The following is an 11,336-nucleotide window of genomic DNA, read 5'->3' as shown; positions in this document are numbered from 1 at the left end:
TTTAACGGCAACAAATGCTTTCAGCATACAGAACCTTATTCAGCCAGGCCTGTCAGATGTGGCTACGAATGTACAAAAGATACCTATCGGAAGGCCTTGTGCTCATAAATTCGGTAGTTTTAACGGCTATAGATAACACAGCCACTGAATTGTTCAGGCATATGGGGGGAATTGCGGGCATAATCCGATTTGATGGACAAAATGTACTCGATACGGACCGAAGCCGGGTAATTGAGTTGCTTAAACACCGGGGTAACCCGACCAGCCAGGTAGTCAGTGAGGGAGTGCTGCTGGCATTCGGCGGCAGACTGGAAAGGACCGGTTTTGCCGATGCCACCATCGATATTGACCAGTATGCCGGGACAAAAAGCGGCTCTTTTTCGGATACGTATAGCCGCAGCGGTTTCCGGTCGCTGAACGATCTGACGGCTGATTTCGCCTTGGCTCTCTGGGATCAGACCCGGCAAACGCTCGTCTGCGCCCGCGATTGCATGGGAATAAAGCCGTTGTATTATGTGCATCAGCCCGGCCGATTTGTGGCTTTTGCATCCGAAATAAAAGCATTACTGGCTCTGCGGGAGGTAGTGGTTCGCCCCAACGAGCATAAATTTCGGGAGTATCTAACCTGGTCTACTGAATACATCCCCTACAGCACTGAGACATTTCATAACGACATTTTCAGCCTGCTGCCGGGTCATTATGTCGAGATGAATGCGCAAGGCGTCGAGGTGCTGCCCTATTGGCAAGTCGACTGTAGCCGGTACGCCGATTTAGCCAGCCCCAACGACTACTCGGCCTTGTTTCAAACCTGCTTTACGGAGGCCGTCGACCGCCGGATGGCCGGTAAAAAGCTCGTTGGGGCGCACTTGAGCGGAGGCCTCGATTCGTCGTCGGTGAGTTGCGTGGCGCAGGCTTTGCTACAGCAGCAGCAGCGCCCGGCCCTGCATACGTTCAACATTGACACCGAACAACCCTCGGCCGATGAGCAGGCGTTTGTGCAGGCCGTTGTCGATCAATGGCACCCCAGCCACCATACCGTTCACCCGATCAGCGATGTGCTCGACTCGGTGCTGAAAATTAACCGGCTGTTCGACCGGCCGGAACATTTTATTATCCCGTCCAGCTTTCACCTGAGTGTGTCGGAGGCCACACAGCAAGTCGGCTGCGATAGCTTGTTAACAGGACATGACGGCGATAGTGTCGCAACCACGGGTTTCGACTTTCTGGAGCAGCTTGTCGATGCCGCCGACTGGGCGAATCTGAAAACGGTCTGTCAGCAGGTTACGGGCTTACCGGGCCGCAATCTGGTTCATATCGATGCAAACTGGACGAGCTTATCCGGTCAGGCTAAGTTCGACCAATACGCGCTGAGTGTTATTGGAAGCAACCTGAAAAAACGATTTCGGGAGCAGTCGATTACTGACTTTCTGATCATGTTTCGAACACAGAAGGCCACGCTTGAGCTGTCTTCATCGGCTTTTATCCGCTATCTGTCGAAGCGACTGTTAAACCGGTTGACCGCAACGGTTCCCCTCGCCAGCCCACTGAGCGATGCCTTCGACCAGCGGGTGCCGGTACGGGCGCAGCAGACAACATCGGGCTTGACGGCCGGTTGGACAGCGGGCCAGCAGATGCCGCTCAATCAGATTCTCAACACAACCAACGTCATTTGTAATGAGCAAATGAATCACATCGGCGAATATTACGGGCATAGTTATTCCTTTCCTTTCTTCGACAAAAACGTCATTGAGTTATGCCTGACGACTCCACTCACGGTTCACTTCGACCAGGGCCGGGGGAGGGGACTCATTCGGAATGGGTTGGGGGCCGTGTTGCCACCGGCCGTTACCAGCCGACTCACCAAAGCCAATTTTGTTGAGTATAGTACACTCTCCGCACAGCAGCTCTATCAGGCCACCCGTGAGTTGTTTTCGTCGGCTACCCATTCCATCTGGACGGTGGTTGATCGACAAAAATTCGATCAGCTAGTCAAAACGGTGTTCGACCGGCAGTTGCCTGTAAGCCGAAAAACCCGCTTCAACTGGATGCTCTGCCGGGTTATTTACCTGGCCCTCTGGCTGGATACCCTGCCCAAAACACCCTAAACCAGCTAGCGACGCGTTGGCAGAAAGCGGTTTAGCGACTGGCCCGCGCGAACGAACAATGTTAGTAAACCCAGCTCTTTGGGCGCGTAAACGAACCGATTGCCCAATCTGAAAATGCTGTATTTAAAAATTCGGCTGCTCAGAAATGTACGGCAAACCGTTAGCCGGCGGCCTATTCGCGTCTGAGCGTTTAGGAGCAGGGTTGTCTGCTTCACAATTAACTCACTTAGCTCGCTGGGTTGATTGGCCTCCCAGGTTTTAGTGTACTTATCGGCCAGTGAGCGAAGCTGAGCGGAGTTCACCAGTGGCTCGACGGTTGGCGGAAGGGGTAATGCCCAAATGTCTACGCACCAGTATAGACCCGCCAGAAAGACCTGCTCAATCCCGTATCGACGCAGTTCCTCAAGCAGAAAAGGCCAGTTGATGTCTCGCTTATGGAGTAAAAAGTACAAATCGTTGATGTAATAAAGCTGCTGCCAGACATTATTAATGCCGTGATGAACGACCAGAAAGACAATCTCCCGCTCGGCAGAAACGTCGGGTTGGGCACGTACGTAGTCCAGGTCGAAGTGCCCATAATGCTGGTTAAAACACAGGATTTTCCAGTGCAGATCAATGTCGAAATGGCTGTTGTTAAAAAACGGCTTGTACAGACTAACCTCCGTCAGATCGTCCAGAATTACCACTTCGCCCTGTTGCCAGTGAAGCCGTTGCTGGTTGTTTAGCTGATACTCGTTTGCCTGGAGCAGCCGAATGGCCCTGAAGGCATCTTCCCGGCGAACTAGTATGTCAATATCGCCACTGATGCGCAGGCTGCTGTCCGGGTAGTACTGTTCGGCCAGGTGCACCCCTTTGAGGGGCAGATGATCGATGTTGTTTTCGGCCAGGAGGGCCGCCAACTGGTGATAGTGGTGCAGTTTCAGCAGACTGTCCGTGGCCGATGTCCGGCAGTCCTGCTGAAGCGTACGGATGAACGATTCCGGAATGGTCGGAATTTGGTAGAGCGAACGGTATAGAAAAGGCGTGAGCCGATGCCGAACGGCCAGGGTATACACGCGATGCCAGTTTACGGGCTGCAGACCCAGAAAATCAGTTAGCTGCTCCTGCTTCTCCGGTGATGGCGAAACGGTGCAGGCCATCAGTAGAAACGTAAGCTCGGGCGAAAAACGAACCATTAGGCAGGAGCGGGCTACTTAACCGGGGAAACGATGTAAAAACGAATGGAGGCTGGTTAAACTTAATTCCAGTGTAAAATGGGTTTGAACACCTGATTGGCCTGTTCGCCCAGAATCGTCTTGTCCTTATAAACGATCCAGGCATGGGCGGCAAACGCCTGACGCTCCGTTTTGTGAACCCCGATATAAATGCGGATGGCGGGATGTTTTTTCAGCAGCCATTTAGCGCTAAGGGCCTGAACCAGGCAAGTGAACCCCAGCGGCAACCGCGTGCTGAGTGCCTGAATAGCCCAAATGACCCGGCGAAGTTCGGTTTCAGAAAGGGCGTCGCCAGTGTCGGCCGGGGGGTGGTGGCTCAGGAACGTGCGGAACGGCAGAATGACAAGTAGCCCTTTGTAGGTAATCAGCACGGCGAAAACCTGCATCAGGAGCCACCTTTCCGACCAGCTTACCCGCCTGAGTTTGGCTAGCCTAGACCTGAGTTTCGATAAGCTTCTCATGGGATAGATTATCTAAAAACGAGAGCAACTCGGCCTGGCACACAGACGGTTCTACGTCAAATTCAGCCAGGAGTTCATCCTGAATATCTTTAACCAGCATCGTCTTTTTTTCCTGCAGCAGTGCCCAGATAAATCCGCCAACGTCATTCAGTTCGTAATAGTTACCGGCTTTATAATCGAGGAGAATGGTTTCGTTGCCAATAACCGATGACGATTGATTCGGGACTAATTCGATACGGGTGGTAAGCGTAATAGCCATGAGAAAGCGTAAAAAGAGAAGGGAAGGTACTGAAAAGAACTTGATTTGCCAACTCAGCATGCCGCGTTGCAGCGGTCGGAAAAGTGACCGGTCTGGATCTACTAAAAATAGCCTGCTCTCTTCGGAGAGAGCAGGCTATGATTTTTAAGATACCATGTCGAAAAAATGGACTGACAATTAGCCAAAAGAGCCAAAGCCATCGACGCTGGAGCCCGTTTTCAGGGTTAGTTTCTTCACGTTGCCCAGTGGCTTTAGTTTGGGAGCACAGTATGCTTTCTTGCGTGCAGGAGCCGAAACGGATATATCTTTTTTAGTTGATTTCATTGGTCGAGATAATTAATGAGTTGGTATTGACTAATGAGCGAAGCCGTTTTTATTCGACAATAATACGATGAGTACGGGTTTGAGCACGTTCTTTCACGGTAATCAGGTAGACACCGGTTGTCAGTTTGCGGGTTGCCTTGAGCATGAGAAGGCCTTCGTCGGTTCCGGTTTTCTGCATGGGCATCAACCGGCCATCCGTACTGTACAAAGACACCTCGGCAGTTTGAGGCTCATCCAGACGTAATACAAACTTATTGTCGATAACGGGATTAGGAAATACACCGTACGAATCGCTGCGAAATACTATCGATGCCGTTTGAAGGGAAGAACTCGTACCATTCAGGTCCGTTTGCTTCAGGCGGTAGTAACTGGTGCCGAAATAAGGCTGTTCATCGACAAAGCTATAGGTGTGTCCCTGCGTGCCTTCCTTGGCTTTTACCCGTGCAACGGTCTCAAACTGCGTTAGGTCTTTGCTGCGTTCAACAACAAAATAATCGTTGTCACGCTCCAGCGAAGTAGCCCAGTCGAGCTGTACGACCTTGCCATTGACCGGTTTTGCGGTAAACGATGTCAAATTCACGGGCAAGGGAGAGCTGCATGGCGTACCCGCATAAAATTCGTAGAACTTGCGGGTTTGTGAGAGCTGGTTGTTGGAATAAGTTACTTTAAAACCCGTTACCTGCTGGGTTGACAGGATCTCAAAAAAGCTGAAGCCATACACGTTTTTTGTCGTGACAGTGATATCACTTCCCGTAATAGTCGTTGCGCCGTTGTAAGCTTCTATTGTGACACCGGTCAGGTTATCGGCCTTCAGGTAAAGGTAGGTACTTGGCGGAATGGTCTCGTTGATCGTTGAGGTAATGCCAAAAACGACGGACTGGCTGGTCAGGGGAACGTTGGATGAAATATCCAGTGATGTATTCAAATTACCATCTACCAGCCGATCCGGATTACTCAGGCTGTTAGTGCCATCCCCCACAGTACTTACCGATGTACTGGCAAGGGTGTAATATTTCGTAGGGCACTGGGCAAAACTACTCCGACACAGAAGCAGAGTTATGCAGGCACATAACACATGTAGAGTTTTTTTCATTTGTATAAGGGTTATGATATAAAATAAGGTAATTGGTAAATAATTAAGCCTTTAAAAGGATTGAATTTTTAAAAATGGGGCCTAATATATGTACTATTGGCTCCTATTAAGGGTAAATGTAAATAAGATATGTATATAATAAGATTACCGTTTAATAGAATGGGTTTTTTTGTTACTAGATGGCCTTGTTAAGAGTGATATTTAGTGAGTGGTAGTTAATTTGCGGAGGACTACGCTTGCGGAGAAGTGATCGGGGTAATGCTTTAATTCAATCGTAATTACAAAACCATTTGCCTGGCAGGGGGTTTAGTTTGTATTACTCAACAAAAAACAGAGCGCATGGATAAGTTACAGAAGTTTGAGCTGATGAATAAAATTGTTCGTGAACTCGAAGATTTACAGAATAGCCAGACAGCTTTAATCGCCAAGATTGGCAAGATTGAAGTCGATAATATGAATGGTCTGAACGACTCCTACCTGGAGCAGAATTTAGGAACCATGCATGGGAAAATTTCCGAAAACGTCGATTCGATTAACGAGATTTTTGCTCACTTCGAAACGCAGCGTGACGAATACGCTGAGAAGAACGGAGCCGCTATTGCCGCCATTGAAGCAGCCGCAGCGCAGGAGGCAATCAAATAAGATCTTAGAAGTAGGAATACAGAAAAAGCCGGACGATCATCGTCCGGCTTTTTCTGTATCCGTGCTATCGGGTTTACTGATGCCCTGCTTGATGCTTTTGGCTAGCGAATCGGTCTAGTCAAAGACAATGGCAAACGATCAGGTCTGTTGTGTATAATTTTCAATCCTGCTGCCAGAGACATTGTCACCAATGTTATAACTGATCCGGCTTTTTCGGTAAGTGCCGGAAGAAGGTATAATCGGCGTAGAACGTGCCGCCCGGCAGAATGGATGCCACTAATGCCATAGCTAGTTTGCTCAGCGACCAGCCGTATTCGATCTTCCCCTGGATGACTACCAGCACGTATAGAATAAAAAGTAGTCCGTGGATTGGACCGATTATCTGCACGGCTTCTGGATAACCACCCAGCCGTTTCAGCGGGACAGCAATGAACAGCAGAAGTAGATAAGATACCCCTTCGGCAATACCGATAACCTGTAGTCGGGTTTTGAGAGAACTGAAAAAAGTCATGTCTGATACGTTTATGGGTAGGCCAGTGCGGCAGCAACAGGGCAGAAATCTAGAATACTAATTTACTGGCTCGGAACGGGCCGTCGGCTGCCTGAAGCAACTTGGCTCGCAGCCGGGCATTATACGTCGGCCGATCGGCCAAAAACGTGCGTACCAACCGGGCGGTCTCGGGTGTCTGGTAGTTGGACAACGTTGACCTCAGCCACGATTCAGGAAAGAAAATATCGCCGGTGCGCTGAATTTCTTCCAGTAGGTCCAAACTTTTGGGAAGGTATTTCGCTGAGGTTTCAGCCCGTAGCGGGTGGTGTAGGTAGCTCAGCGCCGATGTTACCCAGGCTTCATGCTCACGGTTGGTTTCAGACGCCAGTGACCTAAAAAAAGCGTCGCGTTCGGCTACATCTGACGACAGAGCGGGGGTCATGAATTTCAGCCGATTTCGGCGGTCCGGGTTTTTGATGCGGGCCAGTTGCCGGGTCAGAATACCTTCGGCCGGATAGTCCCGAACGGCCAGCGCGAGCGCCAGTGCGGTGTAATCATCTTCAGTAAGGGTAACGCCCGCCGGGGCTTTCTGCTCATTCCAGATGCCGTAAAGCCGGTTTCGGGCTTCGGTGCTGAAGGCAATACTCTGATAAAGTCGGAACAGTAGTTTCTTTTTGCCGGGAGCCTTCTCTGCCTCCATAGTCCGCCAGGCGTCCTGCTCCACCGAAGCCGCCAAGGCGGGCCGCATTTCAGGACTGGTTAATGTCCAGACAATATCCGACAATTGGCTCGTCAGTAACCGGAGATTAAGTTCTTCTGGCTCATTACTGAGAAGCTTCTGGTAGGTAGCAACTAATTGTGTCGGCGTTACGGCCTGGCCCGCCAGCATGTTTTCGTACAGATTAATGTAGGCTGCGGCCCGCGTAACGGGGTTTTTAAGCATTGCCAACTGCGAAATCATGGCTTCATCGACCGGAAATAATCCGTATCCCTGCCCCGACGAGTTGAAAACCACAAACAAGGGCACTGCTTTCCCAACGGCTGCCGGTAGCGTAACAGTAGCTTTAGTCATGTCGATAGGGAGTTCCTCAACGTGGTCGGCATACACCAGCGCGATCATAAAACGCTGGGGCCACAGGCGGTTCGTTCCATCTTCGCCCTTTTGCGAAACCGTTAGGCCACGGATGGTGCCCTTTTGCTGATCGAGCTGGTACGTGAATTTCGGACGGCCCGTTTCGGTTACCCAAACGCGGTTCCAGGCCTGCAGATCGGCCGGGGTGTGCGTGTCCAGAATGGCAATCAGGTCGCGCCAGCTGGCATTGCCGGAGGTGTATTTTTTCAGGTATTCCCGAAGACCATCACGCAGGGCATCTTTCCCCATTAGTTGCTCCAGTTGCCGCATCATAATGGGGGCTTTGTGGTAGATAATGCCCCCGTAAAGCGACCCGGCTTCCTGCAAATTGCTCAATGGCTGCCCAATGGGATTGGCTCCTTCGGTACGATCGACCCCGTAAGCCGCCGGGTAATGGTCGACCACAAACTGAAGGTCGTAGTTGGCATCGGGTGTGGAAACCTCCATAATCTTGTCGGCAATGAAGTTGGCAAAGACCTCTTTCAGCCACACATCGTCGAACCAGCGCATAGTTACGAGGTCGCCAAACCACATGTGCGCGGTTTCGTGAGCAATTACATGAGCGCGCGACAGGCGCTGGTCGCGGGTGGCGCCATTGTCCAGAAACAGCGCCGACGAGCGGTAGTCGATAGCACCCACGTGCTCCATGCCACCGTACTGAAAGTCGGGCACGGCCACGAAGTCAAACTTTTGAAACGGGTATTTGATTTGGGTAAAGTCTTCCAGAAACGTTAGCGCATCGGCATGAAGTGAAAAGAGGAGGTCGGTACTAAGCCGCAGCTTGGTCGAGTCGGTTTCGCGGTGGAGCAGTGTCATCGAACGGCCTTTCAGGGTGCGCGTAACGGTGGTGAACTTTCCGGTCACAAACGAGAACAGATAGGTAGGGATGAGATTCGATGTACGGAAACGAACGGTCTTGCGATCACCCGCCACGGTCGAACGCTCCACAGGCGAATTGGTCATGGCCTCCCAACTGGCCGGTACGGTTAGCGAAACCTGAAAAGTAGCCTTTAAATCGGGCTGGTCGAAGCAGGGAAAAACCGTTCGGGTGCGGTCAGGAACGAGCAGGGTATACAGGTAATCATCATTCCGGTTGAGCGACAGATTGCCGGCGGTAAACCCGATGGAAATTACATTGTTTCCAGGCTTCAGCAGAGCAGTAGAAATCAACAGATGTTCGCTCTCAAAGACAATAGGAATTTTGGTTCCGTTGACCGAAACCGTCTGCAAATGAGTTCGTTCCTCCTTAAAGTCGAGCGGGAGCTGGCGAGCCGACGCATCTCTGGTCCAGCGGGACGCGGCCCAGTTAAAGGTAATTGTCTCAGTGGATAAGATTGGTTGGTTTTTTTGCCCCGGAATATCGAACTTTAGTGCATATGCCAGTTGGCTGATTGCCTGCTTTCTGGCCCTTGCCAGGGTTTGTGATACGCCCGGTTCGAGCATGGCAGATGGAGGTGGTAAAGCCTGACCGGCCGATGACAGGACAAGCGTGAACAAAGTAACCAGCGTGGTGCCGTAACGAGTAATTTTTGGAAAGTTCCAGACCATGGGTCGGTTTGGGAATGGGTTTGCAACAGTGGGTCAAAAATAACGCTCTCTATGAAACAGCGCCTATGTTTTCTGTTATTACTGGCAATTAGTAGCTGGGCTGTACCGGGTCTGGCCAACTCGATTCTGATTCCGATGGATAATCAGCAGGCCAATCACCTTAAAGCCTATGGCATCGCCTACAAAGCGCTGAAAGATGATCTGGATGTAGATTGGCTGCTGAACTACCGGGGTGGAAGCTTTATGCTCAAGCAGGTGCCCGCCATTGAAGCGGAATGCCGCATTCGGGGCGTTTCGGTGGAAGTCATCTCCGATGCCAGAGCCGCTTCTATAAAGCAGCAACTGTCAGACCCCGACGTGAATATGAACGTGGTAACGCTCCAGAAAGCGGCCAAAATCATTGTCTATTCGCCGATTAAAGTTAGCCCCGCCGAATTTGAAAATACCGACGCGGTACTGTTGGTGCTTACTTACGCCGAAATTCCCTACGAAGTCGTTTACGATGAGGAAGTGCTGAAAGGCGATTTGCCCAAGTACGATTGGCTGCACCTGCACCACGAAGATTTTACGGGGCAGTATGGCCGTAACATGCACCGGCAATCCATGACCGATATTAAAGTGCAGGAAGATATAGCCCGTAAATATGGATTCTCGAAGGTGTCGCAGATGAAACTAGCGGTGGCAAAAGGAATCAAAGCGTTCTGTGCGGGTGGCGGCTACCTATTCGCCATGTGCTCGGCCGCTGAAACGCTCGATATTGCGCTCGCTGCCGACGGTGTCGATATTGTAGGCAGCAGCTACGACGGCGACGACATAGACCCCAATGCCCAGTCGAAGCTGGATTTTAGCAAGACATTCGCGTTCGGCAACTTTACCCTCGAAGGGGATAACGGTTACCGTGGGTTCTCGACGTTTTCGGACATCAACTCAGCCGGGGGGCGTGGTTTCGATCAGGCGAGTGGCTTCTTTGAGCTGTTTAACTTCTCGGCCAAGTGGGATGTGATTCCGGCCATGCTCACTCAAAACCATGAATCGATCATCAAAGAGTTTTTCGGACAAACGACCGCTTTCCGAAAAGGTGCCGTTAAACCCAGTTCGCTGGTAATGGGGGAGGGGAAAACCTCCGACCGCTATATTTATGGTGAGTCGGGAAAAGGTCAATGGACATTCTACGGGGGACACGACCCCGAAGGTCTGCGAGGTGGGGGTGGGTTCAGAAACCCCACCGATCTGAATTTGCACCCGCACTCGCCAGGCTATCGGCTCATCCTGAACAACGTCCTGTTTCCGTCGGCCCGCAAAAAGAAGCGGAAGACGTAGCTGCTTAGCTTGCCGTTGGCCCGGAAACAGGTACGTATTAGACTGGCAGCAGGTGAAACGTACCCGTTTTCGGGTCATAATCGTACTGGCGGGGAATGCCGGTTGCCAGTTCAACTTTCTCAATGTCTTCGGGGCTGATATGCTCCAGATCCATCAGCAAAGCCCGGAGGCTATTGCCATGGGCGACCACCAGTACCGGCTGGCCAGCCTGTAGATGAGGCAGAATCGATTGATTAAAATACGGCATCACCCGTGCCCGGGTGTCGGCCAAACTCTCACCGTGGGGCGGTTTATCGACATAACCACGTCGCCACCGAAAGACCTGATCGGCTCCGAAGCGTTCTTCTGCTTCGTGTTTGTTCATGCCCTGCAAATCGCCGTACATGCGCTCGTTAAGGGCTTGACTTCGGTCAATGGGCAAATTCGCCTGGCCTATCTCGTCCAGAATAATGTCCATTGTGTCGATAGCCCGTTGCAGAACCGAGGTAAAACCAATGGCAAAGTCGGGTGGTTGTTTTGCCTTTAGCAGCTTACCGGCCTCACGGGCTTCGTGTCGGCCAAGATCGGTTAAGGGCGTATTGGTTGCGCCGGTAAAACGGTTTTCGGCATTCCATTGGGACTGGCCATGCCTGACGATAACGAAAAGAGACATAAATAGGCTATGCGTGCATCAGCCCTTATTACCCGCAAACCATCGGAAATGTTCAAACAGGGAAGCAGGTTCTGCGCCGGGTTTTACCTGGGCGCA

At 51.3% G+C, this 11,336-nt stretch carries 11 protein-coding genes; 3 read left to right on the top strand and 8 right to left on the bottom strand.

Annotation, left to right across the window (positions count from 1 at the left end; all coding sequences use genetic code 11):
• The first annotated feature begins 68 nt into the window (after positions 1 to 68).
• Positions 69 to 2,105, top strand: a complete 2,037-nt coding sequence (locus NT073_RS25885; protein ID WP_297379427.1) for an asparagine synthetase B — start codon at positions 69 to 71, stop codon at positions 2,103 to 2,105.
• A 5-nt stretch (positions 2,106 to 2,110) separates the two neighbouring features.
• Here the strand turns inward: NT073_RS25885 and NT073_RS25880 are convergent, their stop codons facing one another.
• From NT073_RS25880 to NT073_RS25860, 5 genes are all read right to left on the bottom strand, one after another.
• Entirely contained in the window at positions 2,111 to 3,280 is a 1,170-nt protein-coding gene (locus NT073_RS25880; RefSeq protein WP_297379426.1) for a nucleotidyltransferase family protein, read from the bottom strand.
• Positions 3,281 to 3,342: 62 nt separating this feature from the next.
• On the bottom strand, positions 3,343 to 3,780 hold the full coding sequence (locus tag NT073_RS25875) for a lasso peptide biosynthesis B2 protein (RefSeq protein WP_297379425.1): 438 nt from the start codon (positions 3,778 to 3,780) through the stop codon (positions 3,343 to 3,345).
• Entirely contained in the window at positions 3,752 to 4,039 is a 288-nt protein-coding gene (locus tag NT073_RS25870; protein WP_297379424.1) for a PqqD family peptide modification chaperone, read from the bottom strand. Before NT073_RS25870 ends, NT073_RS25875 begins: the two co-directional genes overlap by 29 nt.
• 177 nt (positions 4,040 to 4,216) lie before the next feature.
• Positions 4,217 to 4,363 (bottom strand): hypothetical protein, encoded by a 147-nt coding sequence (locus NT073_RS25865; protein ID WP_297379423.1) that lies wholly within the window; start codon positions 4,361 to 4,363, stop codon positions 4,217 to 4,219.
• Between the two features lie 49 nt (positions 4,364 to 4,412).
• Positions 4,413 to 5,456: a T9SS type A sorting domain-containing protein gene (locus NT073_RS25860; protein ID WP_297379422.1), complete on the bottom strand. Its 1,044-nt coding sequence runs from the start codon at positions 5,454 to 5,456 to the stop codon at positions 4,413 to 4,415.
• A 339-nt stretch (positions 5,457 to 5,795) separates the two neighbouring features.
• Here NT073_RS25860 and NT073_RS25855 point away from each other — a divergent pair, with 339 nt between their 5' ends.
• A complete protein-coding gene (locus NT073_RS25855; protein ID WP_012925189.1) occupies positions 5,796 to 6,098 on the top strand; it encodes a hypothetical protein in 303 nt (100 codons plus the stop codon).
• Between the two features lie 193 nt (positions 6,099 to 6,291).
• Here NT073_RS25855 and NT073_RS25850 read toward each other — a convergent pair whose 3' ends face one another.
• Positions 6,292 to 6,609 carry a DUF3817 domain-containing protein gene (locus tag NT073_RS25850; protein WP_297379421.1) on the bottom strand — a complete coding sequence of 106 codons (318 nt, stop codon included), beginning with the start codon at positions 6,607 to 6,609 and terminating at the stop codon, positions 6,292 to 6,294.
• 49 nt (positions 6,610 to 6,658) lie between these two features.
• Positions 6,659 to 9,268 (bottom strand): M1 family aminopeptidase, encoded by a 2,610-nt coding sequence (locus tag NT073_RS25845; RefSeq protein WP_297379420.1) that lies wholly within the window; start codon positions 9,266 to 9,268, stop codon positions 6,659 to 6,661.
• A gap of 51 nt (positions 9,269 to 9,319) precedes the next feature.
• Here NT073_RS25845 and NT073_RS25840 point away from each other — a divergent pair, with 51 nt between their 5' ends.
• On the top strand, positions 9,320 to 10,588 hold the full coding sequence (locus NT073_RS25840) for an asparagine synthetase B (protein ID WP_297379419.1): 1,269 nt from the start codon (positions 9,320 to 9,322) through the stop codon (positions 10,586 to 10,588).
• A gap of 37 nt (positions 10,589 to 10,625) precedes the next feature.
• On the opposite strand, the gene NT073_RS25835 is transcribed toward NT073_RS25840, so the two are convergent.
• Entirely contained in the window at positions 10,626 to 11,240 is a 615-nt protein-coding gene (locus tag NT073_RS25835; protein WP_297379418.1) for a 2,3-bisphosphoglycerate-dependent phosphoglycerate mutase, read from the bottom strand.
• Between the last annotated feature and the right edge of the window lie 96 nt (positions 11,241 to 11,336).

Origin of the sequence: Spirosoma sp. (assembly GCF_026391055.1) — a bacterium.
Lineage (GTDB): Bacteria > Bacteroidota > Bacteroidia > Cytophagales > Spirosomataceae > Spirosoma.
The sequence above is the reverse complement of the archived record's forward strand: the minus strand, read 5'-3'. Positions and strand labels throughout refer to the sequence as shown.

Coding starts and splice junctions, on each gene's coding strand:
- NT073_RS25850 (WP_297379421.1), bottom strand. CDS start 6,609: ATGACTTTTTTCAGTTCTCTCAAAACCCGACTACAGGTTATCGGTATT.
- NT073_RS25885 (WP_297379427.1), top strand. CDS start 69: ATGTACAAAAGATACCTATCGGAAGGCCTTGTGCTCATAAATTCGGTA.
- NT073_RS25840 (WP_297379419.1), top strand. CDS start 9,320: ATGAAACAGCGCCTATGTTTTCTGTTATTACTGGCAATTAGTAGCTGG.
- NT073_RS25870 (WP_297379424.1), bottom strand. CDS start 4,039: ATGGCTATTACGCTTACCACCCGTATCGAATTAGTCCCGAATCAATCG.
- NT073_RS25880 (WP_297379426.1), bottom strand. CDS start 3,280: ATGGTTCGTTTTTCGCCCGAGCTTACGTTTCTACTGATGGCCTGCACC.
- NT073_RS25875 (WP_297379425.1), bottom strand. CDS start 3,780: ATGAGAAGCTTATCGAAACTCAGGTCTAGGCTAGCCAAACTCAGGCGG.
- NT073_RS25860 (WP_297379422.1), bottom strand. CDS start 5,456: ATGAAAAAAACTCTACATGTGTTATGTGCCTGCATAACTCTGCTTCTG.
- NT073_RS25835 (WP_297379418.1), bottom strand. CDS start 11,240: ATGTCTCTTTTCGTTATCGTCAGGCATGGCCAGTCCCAATGGAATGCC.
- NT073_RS25865 (WP_297379423.1), bottom strand. CDS start 4,363: ATGAAATCAACTAAAAAAGATATATCCGTTTCGGCTCCTGCACGCAAG.
- NT073_RS25845 (WP_297379420.1), bottom strand. CDS start 9,268: ATGGTCTGGAACTTTCCAAAAATTACTCGTTACGGCACCACGCTGGTT.
- NT073_RS25855 (WP_012925189.1), top strand. CDS start 5,796: ATGGATAAGTTACAGAAGTTTGAGCTGATGAATAAAATTGTTCGTGAA.